This window comes from Paenibacillus terrae HPL-003, from assembly GCF_000235585.1.
Lineage (GTDB): Bacteria > Bacillota > Bacilli > Paenibacillales > Paenibacillaceae > Paenibacillus > Paenibacillus terrae_B.
In genome coordinates this window covers 5304821-5327794 of sequence record NC_016641.1, presented here as the reverse complement: position 1 = coordinate 5327794, position 22974 = coordinate 5304821, and the positions used below count along the sequence as shown (strand labels likewise).

Annotated in this window: 20 protein-coding genes; 17 read left to right on the top strand and 3 right to left on the bottom strand. The window is 49.0% G+C overall.

Going from position 1 to position 22974, the window contains the following annotated elements; all coding sequences use genetic code 11:
* Positions 1-177 precede the first annotated feature (177 nt).
* The 4 genes from HPL003_RS23675 (at position 178) to HPL003_RS23660 (ending at position 2984) form a co-directional block, all read left to right on the top strand.
* Positions 178-1029, top strand: a complete 852-nt coding sequence (locus HPL003_RS23675; RefSeq protein WP_014282322.1) for a hypothetical protein — start codon at positions 178-180, stop codon at positions 1027-1029.
* A gap of 75 nt (positions 1030-1104) precedes the next feature.
* The gene (locus HPL003_RS23670) at positions 1105-2220 is read left to right on the top strand and encodes an aminopeptidase (RefSeq protein WP_014282321.1); all 1116 of its coding nucleotides are present in this window, start codon (positions 1105-1107) and stop codon (positions 2218-2220) included.
* Between the two features lie 89 nt (positions 2221-2309).
* Positions 2310-2552, top strand: coding sequence for an HPr family phosphocarrier protein (locus HPL003_RS23665; protein WP_014282320.1), 243 nt, complete (start codon positions 2310-2312; stop codon positions 2550-2552).
* Between the two features lie 141 nt (positions 2553-2693).
* On the top strand, positions 2694-2984 hold the full coding sequence (locus tag HPL003_RS23660; protein ID WP_014282319.1) for an Fpa/YlaN family protein: 291 nt from the start codon (positions 2694-2696) through the stop codon (positions 2982-2984).
* A gap of 174 nt (positions 2985-3158) precedes the next feature.
* Here the strand turns inward: HPL003_RS23660 and cax are convergent, their stop codons facing one another.
* Positions 3159-4229: a calcium/proton exchanger gene (gene cax, locus HPL003_RS23655; RefSeq protein WP_014282318.1), complete on the bottom strand. Its 1071-nt coding sequence runs from the start codon at positions 4227-4229 to the stop codon at positions 3159-3161.
* Between the two features lie 193 nt (positions 4230-4422).
* On the opposite strand from cax, the gene HPL003_RS23650 reads away from it, so the two are divergent.
* Positions 4423-4788, top strand: a complete 366-nt coding sequence (locus HPL003_RS23650) for an Asp23/Gls24 family envelope stress response protein (protein ID WP_013310912.1) — start codon at positions 4423-4425, stop codon at positions 4786-4788.
* Between the two features lie 219 nt (positions 4789-5007).
* Here the strand turns inward: HPL003_RS23650 and ftsW are convergent, their stop codons facing one another.
* Positions 5008-6270 carry a putative lipid II flippase FtsW gene (ftsW, locus tag HPL003_RS23645; RefSeq protein ID WP_014282317.1) on the bottom strand — a complete coding sequence of 421 codons (1263 nt, stop codon included), beginning with the start codon at positions 6268-6270 and terminating at the stop codon, positions 5008-5010.
* A gap of 252 nt (positions 6271-6522) precedes the next feature.
* On the opposite strand from ftsW, the gene HPL003_RS23640 reads away from it, so the two are divergent.
* From HPL003_RS23640 to HPL003_RS23600, 9 genes are all read left to right on the top strand, one after another.
* A complete protein-coding gene (locus HPL003_RS23640; RefSeq protein WP_014282316.1) occupies positions 6523-7728 on the top strand; it encodes a M20 family metallopeptidase in 1206 nt (401 codons plus the stop codon).
* Between the two features lie 90 nt (positions 7729-7818).
* Positions 7819-8247, top strand: coding sequence for a CBS domain-containing protein (locus HPL003_RS23635; RefSeq protein ID WP_014282315.1), 429 nt, complete (start codon positions 7819-7821; stop codon positions 8245-8247).
* Positions 8248-8402: 155 nt separating this feature from the next.
* Positions 8403-10211: a DNA repair helicase XPB gene (locus HPL003_RS23630; protein WP_014282314.1), complete on the top strand. Its 1809-nt coding sequence runs from the start codon at positions 8403-8405 to the stop codon at positions 10209-10211.
* Between the two features lie 6 nt (positions 10212-10217).
* A complete protein-coding gene (locus HPL003_RS23625; RefSeq protein ID WP_014282313.1) occupies positions 10218-12212 on the top strand; it encodes a helicase-associated domain-containing protein in 1995 nt (664 codons plus the stop codon).
* A gap of 106 nt (positions 12213-12318) precedes the next feature.
* Positions 12319-12759: a YlbF/YmcA family competence regulator gene (locus tag HPL003_RS23620; RefSeq protein ID WP_014282312.1), complete on the top strand. Its 441-nt coding sequence runs from the start codon at positions 12319-12321 to the stop codon at positions 12757-12759.
* Between the two features lie 39 nt (positions 12760-12798).
* A complete protein-coding gene (locus HPL003_RS23615) occupies positions 12799-13059 on the top strand; it encodes a YlbG family protein (RefSeq protein WP_014282311.1) in 261 nt (86 codons plus the stop codon).
* A 229-nt stretch (positions 13060-13288) separates the two neighbouring features.
* Positions 13289-13726, top strand: coding sequence for a hypothetical protein (locus HPL003_RS23610; RefSeq protein ID WP_014282310.1), 438 nt, complete (start codon positions 13289-13291; stop codon positions 13724-13726).
* A gap of 231 nt (positions 13727-13957) precedes the next feature.
* Positions 13958-14914: a selenium metabolism-associated LysR family transcriptional regulator gene (locus tag HPL003_RS23605; protein WP_014282309.1), complete on the top strand. Its 957-nt coding sequence runs from the start codon at positions 13958-13960 to the stop codon at positions 14912-14914.
* Complete coding sequence (locus tag HPL003_RS23600; protein WP_014282308.1) at positions 14914-15783, top strand: PHP domain-containing protein; 870 nt, start codon at positions 14914-14916, stop codon at positions 15781-15783. The genes HPL003_RS23605 and HPL003_RS23600 overlap by 1 nt, the downstream gene beginning before the upstream one ends.
* Positions 15784-15990: 207 nt before the next feature.
* Here HPL003_RS23600 and HPL003_RS23595 read toward each other — a convergent pair whose 3' ends face one another.
* A complete protein-coding gene (locus tag HPL003_RS23595; protein ID WP_014282307.1) occupies positions 15991-17736 on the bottom strand; it encodes an Rqc2 family fibronectin-binding protein in 1746 nt (581 codons plus the stop codon).
* 229 nt (positions 17737-17965) lie between these two features.
* Here HPL003_RS23595 and HPL003_RS23590 point away from each other — a divergent pair, with 229 nt between their 5' ends.
* The 3 genes from HPL003_RS23590 to HPL003_RS23580 all read left to right on the top strand — a co-directional run bounded on the left by HPL003_RS23590 (position 17966) and on the right by HPL003_RS23580 (position 22939).
* Positions 17966-20764 (top strand): calcium-translocating P-type ATPase, SERCA-type, encoded by a 2799-nt coding sequence (locus tag HPL003_RS23590; protein WP_014282306.1) that lies wholly within the window; start codon positions 17966-17968, stop codon positions 20762-20764.
* Positions 20765-20885: 121 nt separating this feature from the next.
* Positions 20886-21719, top strand: coding sequence for a diaminopimelate epimerase (gene dapF, locus HPL003_RS23585; RefSeq protein ID WP_014282305.1), 834 nt, complete (start codon positions 20886-20888; stop codon positions 21717-21719).
* 191 nt (positions 21720-21910) lie between these two features.
* A complete protein-coding gene (locus HPL003_RS23580) occupies positions 21911-22939 on the top strand; it encodes a hypothetical protein (RefSeq protein WP_043922893.1) in 1029 nt (342 codons plus the stop codon).
* The last annotated feature ends 35 nt before the right edge of the window (positions 22940-22974 follow it).

The window sequence follows — 22974 nt, the reverse complement described above, 5'->3', positions numbered from 1 at the left end:
TGCATAACCTTTTGTAGACAGGAAACCCTAATTGTAGCTAAAAAATAACAAACTCAGACGTGTGTGGCGCATAAGAGGCACTAGAATGGATAAGTACAAGCAACGTAGTTTTCCTGAAGTGCAATCCCTTGCTTACTGGGTAATGGTTATATCAGGACATGATGGGCGGATGATTGGATGCGTTGGAAAAGAGAATGGGTTATGCTAGTTTGTATGTTGCTCGTGATGTGCTCGTTGAGTGGATGTACACTGACAGAACAGCAAAATGCGCCGGAGCAGATTTTTAAAAGAGCCGTTGCAGGAATAGCGGGCAAAGAAATGTTAACGTTCAAAGGACAGGCTGGCGTCATAAGCAAAAATGGTCTGCTGATGAACAAACAATTTGCATATCATGGTAAAGTTAGCAATCACGATGAACTGACCATGCTTTGGGGTTCTGCGGCGGCTTTTAACAAACAGTCAAGCTATGCTGCACTCGAACGAGGCGTATCCGGGGAAGGGGGAACAAAGGAGCGTTTTCTTCGTCTGGATGGAAAATGGATTGCGATGACGCCTGGTCGTATAGCTATCAATGGCGCAGGGATGTTAAATCGTTTTAATCCGATTCAGGAGCTGGAGGAACTGAATTCACTGAATAAGACCATTCGTATGGAGGCCGGGGCAGCGCGGGGAACCTGGGTAGTGAGGATTGAGCCGGAGCCTGCTTCCGCAAAGCGATGGTTGAAAGAGCGTTTAATGAAAGAAATGAATGCCATAAATCCTCAACTCTTGCAAGCGAAAATGAAGTATGGCGGGACGAATCGAGAGCTACAGCAAAAACTGAATCGAATATGGGCGCAGGGTCGCGAGGATATGAGTAGCCAATTAGAACATTCTGATGTGCAGGCTGTGTATCATCTGACGATAGACCGGCAAACAGGTCTGCCCCTGAAGTTGTCGTCGGAATGCCGAATTGCCCGGCAGGAGGCAGTCGGAGAGAAGCATGAGGAAGCTCTGATTACCAGAGTTGCTTTTGAGGGCTACAAGTAACGCAACGAGCATGATACAATGGATTTCGAATTAACCGTTGTTCAAAAAAATGAAATAGAGAAGGAGAGACAACAAATGAAAGATCCCAGAATACTTAAACTGGCAGAAAATCTGGTAGGCTACTCTGTTGAGGTACAGCCGGGTGAGAACGTGCTGGTTGAAATGATCGGTACAGAGCGTGACCTGCTTAACGCCATTATTCATGAGGTGGGCAAAAAAGGCGGCAACGTTTTCGTTCAGCTTACTGATCGTAAGGTACAGAGCGCCATGCTTCGCCATGCGACCAAGGAAATGGTGCAAACCTGGGCTGAAATAGACCTTAATCGGATGAAACAAATGCATTGCTACATCGGGATTCGTGCTGGTGAAAATGTCAATGATCTGTCAGACGTGCCGGAAGACAAGATGAAATTGTATAATTCGATTTATCAGCATGCGGTACATAGCGAGCAGCGGGTGAAGCATACGAAATGGGTGGTGTTGCGTTATCCGAATGACAGCATGGCGCAGCTAGCGAATACGAGCACTGAGGCGTTCGAAGATTTTTATTTCAATGTGTGCAATCTGGACTACGCGAAAATGGATAAGGCACAGGATGCGTTGGCGGACCTGATGAACCGGACGGACAAGGTGCGGATTAGCGGGCCGGGCACGGATCTGAATTTCTCTATTAAGCAAATCGGTGCCATCAAATGCTCCGGTCAATGCAATATCCCGGATGGCGAAGTATATAGCGCACCCGTGCGAGATTCCGTTAACGGAACCATTAGCTATAATGCACAAACGTTGTACAATGGTATCACTTTTGAAAATGTAAAATTCCGCTTTGAGAATGGTAAAATTGTAGAAGCAACGAGTAATGATACGAAGCGGCTGAACGACATTTTGGATTCCGACGAGGGAGCACGCTATATTGGCGAGTTTGCGATTGGGTTCAATCCGTATATTTTGCATCCGATGAAGGATATTCTGTTTGATGAAAAAATTGCAGGTAGCTTGCATTTCACGCCGGGTCAGGCTTATGAAACAGCAGATAACGGCAACCGTTCTTCGATCCATTGGGATTTGGTCTTGATTCAGCGTCCGGAATATGGCGGCGGCGAAATTTATTTTGACGATGTTCTAATCCGCAAAGACGGCATATTTGTACTGCCTGAGCTGGAGCAGTTAAATCCTGATAATTTGAAATAACGATATCTCTCCTTGCTGAGAAAGCGATTTCAATGTATTATAATGGATGAGTAATGATACATGATAATCCAGTAAAGCGAGGGATCTCTATGTCTAATAATAATGCGGCGGTTGTTGAAATTGCACAGACAGCGAGCAAGTTTACTTCTTCCATCGTCCTTCATTCCGAAAATAAGTATATTGATGTGAAAAGTATCCTTGGCTTGTTTACGACATTGGTCAGCAGCCACAGCTATGAGCTGCATGTTCACGGACCTGACGCGGAAGAAGCCAAGAAAGCGATGACTGAAGTGTTCCAGAAGCATGGGCTGCACATATCGGTAGCCTCCTGACTGTATTCTTGGATCAAAAGCATCCCTACCTGTAACTGTAGGGATGCTTTTTTTGTCAGGTTCTTGTATTAGCCTGCAATTTGGTCTAATATTAACGTTAGGACGTCTTGTGCGACATTGAGACATAGGGGGGAAGAATCCATGACTTCATCTGATTTGCAGGAACAATTGAACATCAGGGCCATTAATCTGCTTCAGGACGATGCAGATAAAATAAAGAAGCTTATTGAAGTACAGATGGAGAATCTGGCAACCCGTTACTGCCCTCTCTATGAGGAAGTGCTGGATACTCAGATGTACGGATTTTCCAAGGAAGTGGATTTTGCGGTTCGTGCCGGCCTTCTTCCGGAAATGGTAGGTAAACAGCTGGTCAGTGAGCTGGAACGCAATCTGGCTATTCTATATGAGGCCATGAACAATAAGGCCAATTAGGAAGACGGTTTTAATTGATGAGAGCATGCGTAGTCTGAGAGCATGCTTTTTTTGATGCCTTTACATATGCAATGGGAACGAGTCAACCTATCTTTTAAAATGATCTTTCAGGAGATAGCAGCAGTGTAGCGGTCACCACCATCCTAGTGTACATTTTAAAACCTTGAAAGATGTTTACACGAGGAAGAAAGATACACCTAACAGAACATACACAACTAGCAGCATCAATCCCTCATACCAGTTGGTTGAGCCGTCTTGGGTAATAGACTTGGCGATAAATACAGCGACAGCAATGGCGACCAGCTCAATCGTGGTGAACACGATATTCATCGTATTTCCCATGAAGTAGCTGATAAAAATCAGCACAGGTGCAACGAATAGCGCAATTTGCAGACTGCTGCCGACTGCGATTTCGACAGATGCGCCGATTTTGTTTTTCATCGCCAGCAAAATGGCCGCGCTGTGCTCAGCCGCATTACCGATAATGGCAACGAGGAATGCACCCACGAACAATTCGCTGAGTCCGAACTGGGTCGTGAATACCTCCAGTGTTCCTACAAGCCATTCGCTGACAAAGGCGACCATGACGGTAGCGATTACCAGGTAAGTAATGGATTTGTTTCTGGACCACACGGGGGCGTGCTCATGCGGTAGTTCTTCGTCCTGTTGTTCAGTTACGTCAGATAAATAGTCTTTGTGTGTAATCATGGAAAAAATAAGCCACGCAATATAAGCCACAATCAGTGTGCCTGCGACAATGAGACTGAGCGTATCCGATTCACTTTCCGTAATGACATGTGTATTCAGAAATACAGCCGGAACAAACAGGGCAATGACCGCCACAATCATCAGTGAACCGCTTAAGCCAGCCAGCGATACATTAAAATTTTGTACTTTGTATTTCAATCCACCGGCGAACAGGCTTGCTCCAAGCACTAGCAGCAAATTGCCGATGATCGAGCCGGTCAAACTCGCCTTCACCATATCGTAAAGACCTTCTTTTACGAGAAAGATGGCGATGATCAGTTCGGCTGCGTTGCCGAAAGTGGCATTCAAAAATCCGCCCAGACGTTGGCCTGCATAATGTGCTACGCTTTCGGTGGCTCTGCCGAGAAACCCGGCTACGAACACGACAGAGATTGCGCAAATGACGAATTGAGCGATCGCGTTCCAATGTGCGTAATGAGCGACTGCGCTAAGGGCAAAGGTTGCTACAAGCAAGCTGGGAGATAACCATTTTTTCAATGTAAGTGCACCTCGATATCGAAGGATATGTACAAGTTTGGTGAATGCTGTCACTTGTATGGATTTTCTAAATTAATATACCCAAATTGATATAGGTTGTAAACGAAAGTTATTTTTCATACGCAAGGTTTGCAATTGCAGTGGCTGAGGCTTTACAATACAAATAAAGGATGGATGAAGGGGGACATAGGTCATGGCAGAGCAAATTCAACAACTGGAAGCAGGAAACATCAAGATTTCCAACGATGTCGTAGGTAAAATTGCGGGGATGGCTGCACTGGAGACACCCGGTATTGCTGCAATGTCAGGTGGCTTATCTGAAGGCTGGGCTAAAAGGCTGAGTGGTAAAAATGTGCAAAAAGGCGTATCAGTGGAGGTTGGACAGTTGGAAGCTGCCATTGATCTCCGTATTATTGTGCTCTACGAAACACCGATTCATGAGGTGTCCCGAATTCTTCAGCAAAATGTGCGGGAAGCTGTCGAAAGTATGACAGGTCTGCGGGTTGTGGAAGTGAACGTAAAAGTAGAGGGTGTCGCTTTCAAGGACGACGCAGTGTAAAAAAGACAAGGCGGTTACATCGACGTTTTCCGCCAGTTTTATACATGCAGGGAATTTCCCTGCGAGGATACAAATAAAACACGAAAACTGGCGGTTTCAAGATCGCCAGTTTTTGTTTGCAGATAAGCAGCATCGTGTATCCCCAAGTTGAACGATATATATACATATACAAAAGAACTTCCAAAATCACCGTTGTCGGCGATCTTGGAAGTTCTTTTTTTAACGGGAACGGTTGGCTCTCCGGGTTTGAAAACGGTTAGGCACTTCGGTCCGAACTGCTACTCCTGTGGTGCGTTCCTGCACTGCCTGCTTGGTATTTTCGCGGGAGATGCTGAGCATAATTCCCATGGAGAACATCGTGACGAGAAGAGACGATCCACCAAAACTGATAAAAGGAAGGGTGACCCCGGTGATCGGAATGGTCTGGGTTACGCCGCCGATATTAATGAACGCTTGAATGGCGATCAAGCCCATAATACCTGTACCCACCAACGTCCCAAACGGATCATGGCAACGCAAGGCGATAATCATCCCACGCCAAATGAAATACAGGTACAGCATCAGGAATATCGCTGTTCCAATAAATCCAAACTCTTCACCAATCACGGAAAAAATAAAGTCATTAAAAGAGTTAGGCAAATAGTGAAGCTTGATAACGCCTTTGCCAAATCCTGACCCACTGAGTCCGCCTTCTCCTATAGCTTGCAAGGACTGCACCAGATTGTATCCAGTTCCCTGCCTATATTTCTCGGGATTAAGGAAGGCCTGAAAACGTCCGATTTTGTAATCTTGCGTGGCTGCTGCTTGTCCATCTGTTGTTCCAGAATTTCCTCCAAACAATGAGCCGATACCAAAAACGAGGGCGGCGCCTAATAACAGTAGACCAATCGAAGCTGTAATATGTTTGACACTGGCTCCCCCGGCATAAATAATTAGGCCACTGGTGGCTACCAGGATGAAGCAGGAACCAAAATCCGGCTGAAGCATAATGAGTCCTGCAACAAAGCCTACAATGACGGTTACCGGTATGTAGCCGGTTCGTAAATCTCTAAAACGATCCCCTTTTTTGACAATCAGCGCGGATAAGTACAGGATAATGGATATTTTCGCAAGCTCAGTTGGCTGGAAGTTAAGACCGCCACCAAGTCTAATCCAGCTTTTTGCACCGTTAAGAGAGCCCGTAAAAAGAACGATAACTAGCAGTAGAATGGTGATGAAAAATAAAGGAACAAACAGCTTTTTATATTTTTCCATTTTAATATTCATGGCTACGAACATGATAAAAAGTCCAAGTACAGCAAATGCAGATTGACGCTTCACGAAATATAAAGAGTCAAAATTGTAATCTTTATTCAGCAGAGCTACGCTGGAGCTGGCGCTAAATACCATGATTACGCCGAATCCAACCAGCAACAAGGTGAGGATCAGCAATTGGAAATCCGGTGTGCCTCTTCTTCGAGTCTCCGGCTTCGTATTTCTCATATCAGCTTCCCCCGGTATTCGCCGCAAGGTATGCCTCGCAGACGGTTATCATTATTATTTTATCGTTTATCCATTTAATCATAGTATGTTTGGAGGGCTTCTGCAACCTCCTTACAGCAACGGATATCGCAACAATTCCATATCTGCTACAATAGAATCAAAAATAAGGTTTGAAAGCAGTAGCACATACGTTGTGAATTTGCAAGATTATCGGGAAGTTGCCCGGTGTTTTAAAAGGAGAGGTGGAGCAATATGACACAACATACGACAGATAAGATCTGGTTTGACCAGCTACAGGAACATATGGTGGAGTGGCGCAGATATTTACATAAAAATCCCGAAATCTCTTTTCAGGAAAGCCAAACTGCAGCTTTTGTAGCGAACAAGCTGGAGAGCTGGGGTATTGAGGTTCGTCGTCAAGTAGGGGGGCACGGTGTTGTCGGTACCATTCGTGGTTCCAAGCCCGGGCCTGTTGTGATGCTGCGCGCCGATATGGATGCTCTCCCCATTCAGGATGAGAAAGAATGCGAATATCGTTCCAGCATAAACGGAGTTATGCATGCATGCGGACATGACGGGCATACGTCCGTTTTGCTCGGAACGGCTTACTATTTTAGTCTGCATCGGGATGAACTGGAAGGAGAAATACGGTTCTTGTTCCAGCCTGCGGAGGAATTGTTGCCCGGCGGTGCGGTCAATGCACTGAAGGATGGTGTGCTGGAAGGTGTGGACGTTATTTACGGTATCCATCTGTGGACACCGTTCCCGGTCGGTACGGCTGCGAGTTGCGCAGGGCCGTTGATGGCGGCAGCGGACGATTTTTATATTGAAATTACGGGTAAGGGTGGTCATGGCGGTATGCCTCAGTCCACCCATGATAGTGTGGTAGCAGGTTCGGCTCTTGTTATGCAACTGCAAAGCATCGTGAGCCGTTCAGTAGACCCTTTGCGACCTGCTGTGTTGACGGTAGGAACAATTCAAGGGGGGGCTGCGCAAAATGTGATCGCGGAAACATGCCGCCTGAGTGGGACGATCCGTACGTTTGACGAGGAGACCCGGACGGTGATGAAGGAGCGGCTGCATTCGGTTACGGAGCTTACAGCTGCAACTTACGGAACAACAGCCAATATTCGCTATATTATGGGATACCCGCCTGTTGTAAATGATGCGCACGAAGCTTCGCGTTTCTTTAAGGAAGCAGGACCCGTTTTCGGTGAGGGAAAAGTTCAGGAAGCGTCAAAGCTGATGCCTGCTGAAGATTTTGCTTATTATCTGGAACGTGTGCCGGGTTGCTTCATGTTCGTGGGAGCGGGTAACCCTGCTAAAGGAGCCGTTTATCCGCATCACCACCCTAAGTTTGATTTTGACGAGGATGCAATGATTAAGGCGGTTCGTTTGTTTATTGCGATGTCTACCGGATATGCTGTGGAGCGAAAAGCAGAAAATTCCAGCCGCTGACAGCTAACGTGAGCTGAAACTGTATGAGCTGATTCGGTGTATGAGCAGAATGAAATGGGGTACCCTACTCTTGAAAAGGAGGGAGTACCCATGAAAAAGGTTCAGGAAGTTATGACTGAAAAATGTGTAACAGTTACCCCGCAAGACAATATTTATGAAATTGCGCTCAAAATGAAGGACAACGACACCGGTTTTATCCCGGTTGTGGAGAGCGAAGGCAGTGACAAGCTCATCGGTGTGGTAACGGACCGTGACCTTGTCGTTCGCGGTTATGCGGCTAAGCATTCCGGCTCAAGCTCGGTCGACACAGTAATGACAACAGGCATCCGTACAGCTCAAGCCGACATGTCGGTGGATCAAGCAGCCGAGCTGATGGCGGAGCAGCAAATCCGCCGTCTGCCCGTAACGGAAGGGGATCGTTTGATCGGGATTGTTTCGATTGGCGATCTGGCTGTACGTAATATTTTTGCAGACAACGCTGGAGAGGCGCTTAGCCATATTTCCGAGCAGGTTCACTAGGTAAAAAAAGCAAGGATAGGCCTGGATGATAAGGAGTTCAACCCGTAACGGGTTGGACTTCTTGCTATTCCGGTTGATCTGCGAATAAACGGACAAACTGTTTGTTATATAGAATTTAAGATGATGTGTTAGTTATAGATTGACGGGAGGTAATTATGAATCCGGATCACCCTTGTATTGTACAACGCGATTTTACCGTTTTGCTGGAAATCGGCCTGCCCGCTTCGGAGCATGCACGTTCACAGTTACAGGTCTATGCTGAGCTGGTTAAGAGCCCGTCCGCTTTTCATACATATCACATCACTCCATTGTCTCTGTGGAATGCGGCTGCCCTTGGGTGGAGTGCCGCGGATGTTCAAAAGAGTCTACATTCCATGTCCCGTTGGGATATCCCCCGTGATTTGTTAAAGGATATTGAACAGCTCGTCTCCCGTTACGGAACGTTGACGCTGTCACGGGCGAGAGGGGATGAAGAGGGGCATTACAGCATGCACAGTATAGAGCAGGATGCAAGTATAGGCATGGAGACAGGTAGAGTACATAGCTGTACATCGGTCGACCGCTTGATACTAACGGCGGACAGCCCGGCTTTACTGGATGAACTGCTGCTCAAGCAGGATCTTGAGCAGCTTGGTTTGCTTCGTGACAGTGAAGTGACCGTGTCGGTTCCGCCAGAAAATCGGGGACTGCTCAAGCAGGAACTGACCCGACTTGGATTCCCTGTCATTGATACGGCAGGCTATCTTGAGGGGAATCAGCTTTGTTTTTCTCTAGGTCAGGGACAAACGGATCTGAAGCTTCGTGATTATCAAATGGAGGCCGCCTATGCGTTTGAAGGGGCTGACGGTCTGGGTGGCAGTGGTGTACTGGTGCTTCCATGTGGAGCGGGAAAAACCGTAATCGGTATGGCGGTGATGGAGCGGCTTCAGTGCGAGGTGCTCATATTAACCTCCAATACCACATCTGTTCGGCAATGGATTGAGGAATTGAAGCTAAAGACGGATATTCCTGTTGAATCTATTGGAGAATACAGTGGACAGAAAAAGGAAGTGCGTCCGATTACGGCGGCAACCTACCAGATTTTGACGCATCGCCGTACTAAAGATGGAGAATTTGAGCATATGAAGCTGCTGAGCGAACGTAAATGGGGGCTAATTGTATATGATGAGGTGCATTTGCTGCCCGCGCCGGTATTTCGAGCAACGGCGGATATTCAGGCCACTCGTCGTTTGGGATTGACCGCGACGCTGGTTCGGGAGGACGGATGTGAGCGGGATGTGTTCTCCTTGATCGGACCGAAACGGTACGACATGCCGTGGAAAGAATTGGAGCGACAGGGCTGGATCGCTCAGGTCGATTGTGTGGAGCTGCGGCTTCCCATGTCGGCTGCACTTTTGGAGCGCAGTATGCGTGCTGAAGGCAGGCAGCAGTATCGGATTGCCGCCGAAAATCCAGCCAAGCTGGAAGCGGTCCGTAGCCTGATGCAGCAGCACAAGGGCCTGCCCACGCTTATTATCGGGCAATATTTGGATCAATTGCGTATATTGGCGCAGGAGCTGAGCGTGCCGTTGATAACCGGGTCTATGAGCCAGGCTGAACGGGTGCGATGGTTCGATGCGTTCCGCAACGGTACAATTCGGACTCTGCTGGTATCCAAGGTGGCGAACTTTGCTGTGGATTTACCGGATGCGGCCGTGGCAATTGAGGTATCAGGCAGCTTCGGCTCCCGTCAGGAGGAGGCACAGCGGCTTGGCCGCATTTTGCGACCGAAGTCTGGTGAAAATAAGGCTTATTTTTATGCGCTGGTGACGGAGAACAGTAAGGAGACGGATTTTGCAGCCCGCCGTCAGCTGTTTCTGATTGAGCAGGGCTATGAATATGCGATTCGCAGATTCAGCCCGGAGGAGGTTATCGGGAACCTGAATGATGAGGCTGAAGCTGGTGGGAAGAAAAGGGAGGCGTGATCAAGGATGAGCGTAACGGACACGGAAGGCGGCTGGAAGGAGCTTGCATCGGATGAGCTGTTAGTGCTACGTCGATGTTTTATCCGACACGCGGGACAGCCCATGAAGGAAGAAGAGCCATTACGGCTTACCCGGGGAGCGTTGAGCGGAGCCGAAACGAAACTGGCACTGCACGGACTGCGCGACCGGGGCTGGCTGGAGGCGGTTACCAAATCGTGGGGCGAACGAATGTTATATATTCCGGTTTATCGGTTGCCGGATCTGTACGAAATGCTATTGGAGCAAAGTCAAAGTACGATGAAAGCGATGGATACGGATCAACCGCTGACAGTGCATGAAGCGATGACGGGACTGGAAGCGGAGCTGCTACATGCGTTGTCCCGTATTGCAGTGCAGGGAGTAACTTTGACAGCGAAAGGGACCATTCATAAACGGTCGCTGCAAAAGCTAAGCGAGCTGACTCCCTTTCATCCGGAAGATTTGACTGGACTTGGGCTACAATATGCGCATGCCGAGCTGTATCCGGTACAAACGGTGGTGATGATGGACTTGCTGCTTAGCCTGGGCTTGCTGGTGAAGGAAGCTGTTTCTTTTCATATTCAGGAAGCTGGGCTGGCAGCTTGGGTTCGCTTGTCCGCTTGGCAAATGCGCAAGCATATTCTCGTCACACTCATGGAAAGGTACGGCAAGGCCGAAGCGTCTATGCAGCATTTTCGTTATGTGCTGTGCGCTGCCTCCACTCATGCGGGACCTGAAGGCTGGATTCATATCGGGCCGTTGCTCCAATGGATGACTCAGACGGGACTGATTTCGCAGGAGAGTCTGAGTAAAGAGGATCGGAAAAGTGATGATCCTCTGGAATTTGCTGCTACACATGCAAGCCCCGTAAGAATTGAGGGCACCACAGTATCTGATTTCAACTTTAACGGACAATACATAGATATGGTTAAGGGATGGCTGACCGCGCTGACTGCCTTTGGAATGGGTGATTGGGGACTGACCGCATCGGGAGAACTGTGTTTTCGCTGGAACGTACCCGTGCTGGATATGCTTCGTTCCGATCATGAGCAGGATGTGGTTCAGGAGCCAGGTACCTTTTATGTACAGCCGGATTTTGAAATATTGGTGCCGCCGGATGTAGCTTATGCTGTGCGCTGGAAGCTGGAATGCTTCTGTGAACGTGTAACGGGGGACCGGATGGTGGTATACCGGATCACCCGTGAAAGTGTTACAGAGGCGATCGAGCTGGGGATGGAGGCCAAAGCTATTCCTGCTCTCCTGAACAAGTTTAGCCGGACAGGCGTGCCTGACCATGTACGCGTGGCAGTGGAGCAGTGGGCAGGGGATGTGGGACGGACAGCGTTTGCAACGGTAACACTTCTGCGCTGTGGTACTCGAGAGGACGCAGACACTGCTGCACGTCACCCCGGACTGGCTGGATTGCTTGAACGGATTGGCGAAAGAGATTTTATTATTCCTGCACGTTCGGCTGCCCAAATCCGCAGGGCACTTGCTACGATTGGGCTAAGTCCACGCCGGGAACTGGAGGGGGTGAACGAGCCAGTTCACCGTTATCCGCTGGTTGCGGAAACGTTAACAGACTCAGCTCAGGAATGGCCGATGTTTTCACAAGAGGGAAGGGCGGGTTTGGTTTACACGGGGCGGACGTTGCATTTTTATGAACGGGAGCATACGCTGCCTGACCCATCCGATTATTTTCCAGAGAAATCGGCAGTACCCGTGTCATGGACGAAAGAATGGAGAAGCTACCATGCATCCACTGCTCGGCAGCTCATGGAACAGGCGATTCGCTGGCAAGCGGCGGTAGGACTGCGAATCGGTGAAAAAGAGGTCAAATGGATACCGGAAGCGGTGGCTCCCGGTGAGCCGTGGAGTGTGACTGGCTGGTATGCTGCCGGAATGGACGGTGAGACGTTGCCCCGCACGACTTTACAGCCGGGGGAATGGTCGGACATGCGCCTACTGGTTCCTTTTACATAGAAGAGCCAGGATGTGCATGAAACTCCTTCTTCTCAAAAGAAGGATGTGGTATGATAAATGAGTCTACTTTACCAGTAGAACTTTATATAAAGTGAGATGAACATTCATGAGCGTAGCCGAATTGAATACGGTCAATATGGCAGAAGTGCTTATTAACGCCTATGAATTGGGCGATATGGTCAACCGGTCCTTTGAGGTATCGGATTATTTATATTGGAAACAGCGTGTGGAATTGAATCCGTCGATTCAGGCGTGTGTACGCAAGCTGGATGCCAAAAAGGAGCTGTTCGCCGAAACGGAACGCTTTGGGCATTTTCACCCAAACTTTCATGAAGCGAAGGATGCAGTGCAGCTCGTTGAACTGGAACTTGAACAATTTCAGGAGGTTCAGGAGTTCAAACGGGCAGAAAGGGCGTTGGATGATATGCTCCATGCCATGTCCGAAACGATTGCTTATTCTGTGTCCGACACCATTAAGGTGCCGAGCAATGATCCGAATGTGAAAAAGGGTGGCTGCGGTAGCGGAGGCAAGTGCTCCTGCGGATAGGCCATAGGGATGATATCGAATGGAGGGGAGATGAAGCGAATGTTTGCCGAGCGGACAGGGTACATCATTTGGGTAAGCGATATCAAGGCTGCCCGCAATTTGGAGAAATACGGGAATGTCCACTATATTTCGAGGCGTATGCATTATGTCGTCATTTACATGAATGCGGATCGGGCAGAGGATACCGTTAAAAATATTCGCAGGCTTTCCTATGTGCGCAAGGTCGAACGCTCCTTCCGAAATGAGATAAGGACGGAGTATAACGACGATAAGGAAAAATTAAAAGAGTATGAAATATAATTTTTAAATAGTGTTAATTTCAAGTTTTATTAAAAAGTCGGCCCATGGGCTGGCTTTTTTTTGTAAAGTCAGGACTTTTGCATAATAGCCTTAATGCTTATAGACCTAAAATAATCTTTAAAAATTAGCGATAAACTTCAATTTTGTAACTTGTAGTCCCGGGTCTGTTGAGGTAACATATGAATATATTGGTAGATATAAAGACCTATCTGGTGGGGAGAGTGATCCCGTGCGTGACAAGGCAATGCAGCGATGGAGTACATACGAACCGTTCTACGTAGAGATGGGCGACAAGAAGGTCGCCGATATTGTGATTACAAATCATGCGCAAACACGCTACTTAGACCGTATAGAACAGAAACAGTCCGAAACGAATCATATCGCCGCCTGGCTTTGGGAATGCCTGAAGCAAAACAGGATGGAGTCCTATTATCACAACGAAGAGGATGTATATTTAATTGATGGTGACCTAGTCGTCGTAGCCGAGTTTGGTGAGTTGCCTGGCGAAATGGATATTGCGGGTAACCCGCTCCACAAAATGATTGTGATCACCTTTTTGGGACGGATGTCAGAGACCATTGAACTGCGGGATTTGAAGTCATATTATTCCTGGTTGCGCCATTCGCGGCGCATGACACTGATGAAAAGCACCCGCAAACGGAAATAGACGTTGATTTGGCGGAAGGTCAAGGGTTCTTGATAAGAAAATCTCCAAGCCAGTCGGATATCGTCAAGTACCTTATCTAGTAGAAGTATGCAGGAATCAGCTGCATACTTTTTTTATGTATAAAATCTATAATAAAAACCCTTAATTTAGGTCTGTTTTCTTGGAAATTCTTCGACAGATGTTTTTCTTATGTTAAAATAAGGAGATCAGAGAGGGGAGAGGGCTGTCAGTATGAACTTTCATCAGCTGCATATTTTTTATACGGTAGCGGAGCGGGGGAGCTTCTCGGCAGCGGCGCAAGCGCTGCATATGACGCAACCTGCCGTGACGATGCAAATTCAGTCTTTGGAAGATTATTTTGGTACGAGGCTACTGCATCGATCTACCAAAAAAATCGAGCTGTCGGAGGCAGGAGCGACACTGCTGCCTTTTGCGAAAAAAAGCATGCAGCTAATCCGTGAAGCTGATGAGGCGATGTCTGCTTTTACTCACATGCTGGAGGGGAGATTGCATATTGGCGCAAGTCTTACGATTGGAGAGTACATTGTGCCGAGAATGTTGGGGCCGTTTGGTCAGGAGTACCCTCATATACGCATGGCAATGAACGTAATGAATACGACTCAAATTATGGATGATATTTTAAAACATCAATTGAATTTAGGGCTGATTGAAGCACCGGTTCAACACCCGGATATCGTGGTGGAGCCCGTGATGCAGGATGAGCTGAAGCTGATTGTTCCTTCGGATCATGTACTGGCCAAGTCTAAAAGGGTAGTTCTGGAGGACGTGTTTAAGCATCCTTTTGTAGCAAGAGAAAAGGGGTCAGGTACAAGGCAGGTGATAGAGGATGAGCTGAAAAGCCGCGGTGTTGATGCGTCCCGACTTTCCATCGTTATGGAGATGGGCAGCACTGGAGCGGTCAAATCTGCGGTTGAGGCTGGATTAGGCATTACGATGCTGTCGCCTTCTTCGGTGAAGCACGAGGTTGCACTCGGATTGCTGAAAATCGTAAATATTTCCGATATCACCTTTAAACGCGAGTTTTATGCCATTCATCTGAAATCAGCGCTATTGCCGATTCCGGTGGTGACCTTTCTGTCATTCTTGCGTCGTCATGATCAGGGAACGGACGTGTCCGGGGATACGGAGGACGAGCTTACAGAGATGAAAGAGGAGGAGAATACGTAGTGGAGGAGCAGACGAATTTGGGACAATACGATTTGCACACTCACACCCAGGCATCTGATGGAATGCAGACACCAGCGGACAATGTGCGTTGGGCCAAGGAAAAAGGACTGGCAGGGGTTGCAATTACGGATCACGATACGGTAGCTGGGCTGGAGGAAGCTCTTGAGGAAGGACAGCGATTGGGCATTACAGTGGTACCGGGTGTGGAAATTAGCACACGGGCAGGCGGTAAGGATATTCATATACTCGGTTATTTTATGGATTTCCGTAATGAAGTTTTTTTGGAACGGTTGGAAAAGCTACGTCAGGCGAGGGATACCCGCAATGATCTGATTTTGAGTCGGCTGCGTAGCCTGGGTGTGGAAATCACACTGGATGAGGTGGTAGCTACGATGGGCAGACCGCTGGCACCGGATGAAAGCATTGGGCGTCCGCATATGGCGGATACGCTGGTGCAAAAAGGCTATGCGAAGGATATGAGGGATGCGTTTGACCGTTATTTGGCAGAGGGAGCGCCCGGTTATGTGTCTGTGCCCCGAGTGGAGCCTGCGGAGGCTATAAGCTGGATTCGGGAAGCAGGAGGGGCACCTGTGGTGGCTCACCCTGGTTTGTATGGCAATGATGAGCTGGTTCGCTCCATTGTAGAGGAGGCGAAGCCTGCGGGCTTGGAGGTGCGACATTCAGACCATGATGATGCGGCTGAGAGTCGATACGCTGCAATGGCGGCACACTACGGGCTGATCCCGACCGGAGGCTCGGATTTTCATGGTGCGCGCCAAGGCGTCATTTTTCACGGTGATCTGGGCAGCCGCAGTGTGGAGAGTCAGGTTGTGGAGGAATTGAGAAAGGCTGCTAATGGACAAAAGTAAGGAGTATAGAGCTTTTACGCAAAGATGAGCTGCGATTGCACATATATGAAACACAAATAGCCCCTTGTATTGTGCCTGCACACATGAAGTGTGGCTTTGCACAAGATAAGGGGCTTTAAGTGGATGCAAGGAACTTGTCCTCTATGCTGTGCTTCATGGCGGGCGTTCCTGAATGGATACTTGTTTACTAGATTATGCTAGTGCGGCTCAGCCGTTTTTGATGCGATTCGGCAGCTTTTTGACCAGCTCTTCGTCGGGTGTGATGAAGAGCGTACGCTGATGATCGTAGATAACAAAGCCGGGCTTGGCTCCGCTAGGCTTGCGAACGTGTCGGATCAAGGTGGCGTCTACGGGCACGCTGCTGGACTGTTTGGCCTGGCTGAAATAGGCAGCGAGCTGAGCTGCTTCCTCCAGCGTTGTGTCTCCAAATTGCTCGGCGCGAATAACGACATGTGACCCCGGAATATCCTTCGTATGCAGCCACGTGTCATTAGGCCCGGCGAGTCGGTTCGTCACATATTCGTTCTGTAAGTTGTTTTTGCCGACCAGCAGCTCGATGCCTTCGGATGACGTATATACGTGTAAGGTTGGACGGTCTGTTTTCTTCTTTTTCTTCCCTTTTTTGACCCGGTCTCGGAGATAGCCTTGCTGAACCAGTTCTTCACGTATTTCCTCGATATCGCTCATGGAGGCATGAGCCAGTTGCTGTAGGAGATTGTCCATATACCGAATTTCTTCGTGTGTTTTCTCCAGTTGTTCATCAATGACAGCCAGGCTGTTTTTATATTTATTGTACTTTTTGAAGTACCGTTGCGCATTATCTGATGGGGCCAGCAACGGGTCCAGCGGGATGGACATCGGACGCTGTTCTTCATCATAAAAGTTGGTGAGCGTCACTTCCTTGTCGCCCTTCTTCACTTCATGCAGCGAAGCGAACAGCAGCTCCCCGTAAATGCGAAATTGATCGGCGTCCTCCGCCTCAGCTAAATCCTGATGCAGATGGTCGAGTTTTTTTACGTTTTTGCTCCGTTCATTTTGCAGGAAGCGCAGCAGGTCACTGACCTTTTGCTTGACCGTATCCCGTTCTGCTTTTTCACCGAAAAAGTCCTCCATACACTCACTGATCGTAGTGTATTCTTTGCGCTCCCCTTGAATCAACGTGAGGGGAATGGCAGAAAATATCACTTTTTCCTGTGCGTTCAGACCGGATACCGGCTGAAAACGATGATCCCGGATGTCATCCATGATGTGACTAAATGTATTCCACAGCGGACGATAATCGTCAGCAGGTGCTTCGTTGGAAACTCGGGTCAGCATCTCCTCGGCAATAAGGGGACTCAGTCCAGTAAAGGTGTTCACAATCCAGCGTTTGGGAGCTTCTTCGGCTTCGATAGCTTTCTGATATGAGGATGCAAAAGCCATTTCTTCCGTTTCCAGCGGATTCAGCTTATTTTGTTCAGGAGGCTCCGTGTATTGAAAGCCAGGCATGATGACCCGATAGCTGCTGATGGACGGTGTGACATGATGGATGCCGTCCAGCATAACGCCTGTTTCCGGGTCAAGCAAAATAATGTTGCTGTGTCTGCCCATCAGCTCAATGATAATCCGCTTGAGTGAAATATCTCCCAACTCATCGCGCTGACGCACATCCATGTGAATAATACGCTCCATACCCACCTGGGAAATTTTCTCGATGATACCACCTTCGCAATGCTTGCGCAGCAGCATACAGAACATAGGGGCCTCCGTCGGATTGAGAAAGCTTTGCTCTGTAAAATGTACACGCGGGAATGTCGGGTTGGCCGACAGCAGCAGCTTGACGCTCCCACCTTGAGCCCGCAGATTCAGTAAGATATCGTGATCATTCGGCTGATGTATTTTATTGATGCGCCCGCCCCGGATGCCTTGCAGCTCGTGTACGATAGCGCGGGTTACGATTCCGTCTAATGCCATAATGTCTGTTCTCCTTTGAAGCAAATATTTTTGCCTTCCTTCTATGATACATAACTTTGGGACAAAACTTAAGCGGCATTGTGATATTTCAGGTCCTGTCCGAATAGATTGAATCTAGAAAGTCTGTCCAGCTTATCAGCATTCGTGGCACAAAAAACGCAATCACGGGCAGCCATCCAACGCACAACCGACGGAAGCGGACTATCTGACCGGGAGGGAATTGGGGAGAATGGAACAAGCACACTGGCACCAATTAAGCAATGAACAGCTTTCTACAAGCCTGGAAGTCGACCCGAAGCAGGGTCTTTCGGAGGAACAGCTTGCGGAAAGAAGAGAAAGGTCAGGATGGAATGAGCTGAGCGAGGGAAAGCGTGTCTCGCCGATCCTGCTGCTGCTGAACCAGTTCAAGGATTTTATGATGCTCGTACTTATGGGAGCCACACTGATATCCGGCCTGCTCGGCGAATATCTGGATGCGATTACCATTATTGCTATTGTTGTGCTGAATGGAATTCTAGGTTTTGTGCAGGAGTTTAGAGCAGAACGTTCGCTTCGAGCTTTGAAACAACTGTCCGCTCCGACCGCCAAAGTACTGCGGGGAGGCAAACGGATTCAGATTCAGGCCAGAGAGCTGGTACCGGGTGATATCGTGCTATTGGAAAGCGGCGATCGTATTCCCGCGGATATAAGATGGCTGAGCACGAATGGCTGCAATGTGGAGGAATCCGCTCTGACTGGCGAATCGGTTCCAGTGAGCAAGCATTGCCGCCCTATTCATGCCGCCGAGGTACCGCTGGGAGATCAAAAGAACATCGGCTTTATGGGCACCATGATGACCAGAGGCACAGCTCAGGGGGTCGTTATTCGTACAGGCATGAATACGGAAATGGGCAAAATCGCAGACTTGATCCAAAGTACGGAGTCTCAGGAGACCCCATTACAGCACAGGCTGGAGCAACTGGGAAAAATTTTAATCATCGTTGCGTTAGCGTTAACAGTGCTCGTCGTCGTAGCAGGTATCCTGCATGGACAGCCAGCGATGAGTATGTTCCTGGCCGGGGTGAGCTTGGCTGTAGCGGCTATACCGGAAGGCTTGCCTGCCATTGTGACGATTGCGCTCGCCTTGGGCGTGCAGCGTATGATCAAACGCAAGGCGATTGTGCGCAAGCTGCCTTCGGTTGAAACACTCGGATGTGCATCTGTCATTTGCTCTGACAAAACCGGTACGCTGACCCAGAACAAAATGACGGTCACCAAGCTATGGGTGGACGGTCGCTTTTGGGGAGTGACAGGAGAGGGCTATGACCCGCACGGACATATTATGGACAGGGATGCTCCTGTGGATCTCAAAAACGGACAATCACTTCGCAGACTGCTACAAGCCAGCGTGTTGTGCAACAACGCGGAAATTGTTCAAGCCGACACGGATGAGCTACGCTCGAAAAAGAAAACCAAGGAGGCGACACCGACCGCTGTTTGGGAGCTGAAAGGCGACCCGACGGAGGGGGCGCTTGTCACGTTAGCTGCCAAGGGCGGGATTACGCGACAAGGGCTGTATGAGCTGTATACACGGGAACGCGAATTTCCTTTTGACTCGGAGCGGAAACGGATGTCTGTACTTGTACGCCATCAAGGAGGGCATATCGTATTTGCCAAAGGCGCACCGGATGTACTGTTGGGTCAGTGCTCCTACATTTTATGGGAAGGAAATGTCGTTCCACTGACAGGCACGTTGCGCCAAAAGGTGCTGGCAGCCAACGAGGGAATGGCCTCGGAGGCACTCCGTGTACTCGGTGTCGCTTACCGGGATATCCGCTCGCATGAGCATGTCGTCTCGGTGGAAGAGGCTGAGCATCAGCTCATCTTCATCGGCCTTACGGGTATGATTGATCCGCCACGCCGCGAGGCCCGCGAAGCTATTAGCAAGTGCCGCCGCGCTGGCATCCGCACCGTGATGATTACGGGCGATCACGGTACAACAGCTGAGGCCATTGCGCAGCAGTTAGGCATTTTTCAGCGCGGCTCGCATGTGCTGAGCGGACAGCAGCTATCTGTGATGGATGATGCGGCGCTGGACAAAGCAGTTGACATTGTCTCCGTGTATGCTCGGGTGTCCCCGGAGCATAAGCTGCGGATAGTCAAATCGCTGCAAAGACGCGGGCATGTCGTAGCCATGACTGGAGACGGCGTGAATGACGCGCCAGCGATCAAGGCGTCGGACATTGGTATAGCGATGGGCATTACGGGAACGGACGTGACCAAGGAAGCGGCTGCGCTCGTGCTCAGCGACGATAATTTCTCGACGATTGTAGCTGCGATTGAGGAAGGGCGGAATATTTACGAAAATATTCGTAAATTTATCCGTTATCTGCTTGCCTCCAATGTCGGTGAAATTTTGACGATGTTTTTCGCGATGATGGCAGGTCTGCCGTTACCGTTGCTTCCGATTCAGATTTTATGGGTGAACCTGGTGACCGACGGGCTTCCCGCGATGGCTCTGGGTGTAGATCAGCCGGAAAAGGATCTCATGGAGCACAAACCACGCGGCGCTAAGGAAAATATTTTTGCTCGTCGTCTCGGCTGGAAAATCATTAGTCGTGGCCTGCTGATCGGCCTATGTACGCTTGCGGCTTTCTGGCTGACGCTGCGTATTGCGCCTGATGATGCAGGACAACTGGTCAAGGCACAGTCGGTCGCCTTCGCCACGTTGGTGCTGGCACAGCTAATTCATGTGTTCGACTGCCGCAGCTCTCGTTCTATTTTCCACCGTAATCCGTTTCAAAATAGTTATCTCGTACTTGCCGTGCTGTCTTCGGTAGTACTGATGCTGGTGGTTATGTACGTACCTGTACTGCAACCTGTTTTCAAAACGGTTCCGCTCGGCTTCCGCGAATGGGCGCTTTCCATTGTCGCTGCCGGTATTCCTACCTTCCTGATGGGGGCGGGAAGCGTATGGGGCGGCAGACGCAACCGTCGTCGTGGCGGACATACCCGCTTCGCCCCGGGGCGTACGAAGTTTTCGGCTTAAGCCTTCGACTCAGTTCGGGACAGACATATTTGCATCACTTTTCCCTTTTTGCCCTGTATGCTATCATGGAACCAAAGCTTCATAAGGAGCATGAGATTAGCAGCAACGGCGGGGGGAAGCTATGGAATTCACAAAAATGCACGGATTGGGTAATGATTTTATCGTTTGGTTTGGGCATGGGGAATTGCCGCCTGACGCTTCGGAATTGGCTGTTCGGCTGTGTGACCGACATTTTGGTGTTGGCGCTGATGGTCTGGTATATATATTGCCATCTGAAAAAGCGGATTTCTGCATGCGTATCATTAATTCAGACGGCTCGGAGGCTGAGCAATGCGGAAATGCCATCCGTTGTGCAGCCAAATATGTGTATGACCGCAAGCATATCAGCCGTGAGCAGATTACGATTGAGACGCTGGGTGCAGGTGTGCAGCAGGTCGAATTGACCGTAGTGGACGGACTTGTACGTCAAGTGAAGGTGGATATGGGAGAACCGATTCTGGAGGGTTTGAAAATTCCAACAACGCTGGATCTGGCTAGTGTCATCAACCAATCCATCGAAGCCGGAGGCAGCGGCTTTCGTTTTACAGCGGTATCTATGGGTAATCCGCACTGTGTCATTTATGTTGAGGATGCACCTGACTTTGATCTGGAAGCCTGGGGGCCGAAGCTGGAATGCCATCCGTTGTTCCCTAGAAAAACAAATGTCGAGTTCGCTACGGTACGAAGCCGGGACCACATTGACATGAGAGTATGGGAGCGGGGAGCCGGGCCTACGCTGGCATGTGGAACCGGAGCCTGTGCTACGCTTGTGGCGTCTGTATTGAACGGATACAGTGACCGCCGCGCGATTGTCAGCCTGAAAGGCGGAGATCTGGATATCGAATGGAACGAGAATGACAATCATGTATATATGACGGGGCCGGCTGAGGTTGTGTACGATGGTCGTTTGTCCTGAAATAAGCGATACAGCATGTGATAGAGGAAGATTGGGATAAGTGTGATGAAGACCTTAGCGGTCTTCTTTTTTTTGCCTTTTTTTGTATAAAATGAAGGAAATGCGGGGCGCGAAGCAACATTCTGTCTTTTTTTGACGTCTGAACAATGTATAATATAGAAAATGAGAAAACGATAAGGAGGCCGTTCATGGTGCGGAAATTTCGTTGGATTTCAGCGTTTGCAGCTCTTATATTTGTAGTCGCCGCGTTTCCGGCTCAGGCCGCGACTGTTCCTGCTACTGCGGAAAAAACGACTGATAAGCAGGTCGGCTCACTAACCCCTACTGTCGTGAATCGTTTGGAAAAGGCAGTACAAGAACTCATCGGTACGAAGACGGCATTTCAATTTGACGATGTGACGGATATGGGTAAAACCTGGATTGTCGAGGGCGAACTGGAGGATGGAACAGCTACGTTTCAGACGGAATATAATAAGGAAAAAAACAGAGTGGATTCTACAACCGTTCGATATAAAATAAGCAGCTTGGCAAAGGCGATGGACGCGCCCCTCAAAGCTAAAGTGCTGAACAGCGCCAAAGCGTTTGACAGCAAGCGTCCCCTGCAATTCGAGGCATTCTGGCGGGTCAGATCCCCTTATCAGTCTAACAAGCCCTCGAATTATTGGGTATTCTGGGGTGCTGGGGAAAAGGCTTCCTCGCTGTACGTCGATGTGGATCGCGGCAATAGCATCACCATTAATGCTGACTACCCGCTGAAGCAGGTGGACCCTGTGTTGCTAAATCGTGCGGTGAATAGCTTCAAGCGCGTTAGCGGACAGCGTATCACGGTGCAGCATGCTTCACGTTACAAGGACGAGGCAAAGGGACTTTCTTATTGGTCGTTTGAGGATGCAAACGAGGCGAGTGAGGTCAAGATTGGCGCAGTAACCGGCAAAGTGCTGGCTGTATCCACCTTTGGGGTGGACTGGAACGATGACACGGATTTCAAAAAATCGTTTACCAGCCCTAAATATACGGCCTCTGAAGCTTTGAAGCTGGCAAAGCCCAAGGTTCAACTGTTATTTAACATCAATTTATCCGATTACAATGTTGAAATCCAAGGGAATGCATATACATTTTCAAAAAAACAAAAGGGGACGCCCTCTATTGTGGGTAAAGTGAATAAAAAAGGAACCTTTTACGCATTCTCTCTTCATTCCGCTGATGGAAAATTGCAATAAAGATAATAGAAAATAGCAATGATGAGTCAAGTTGC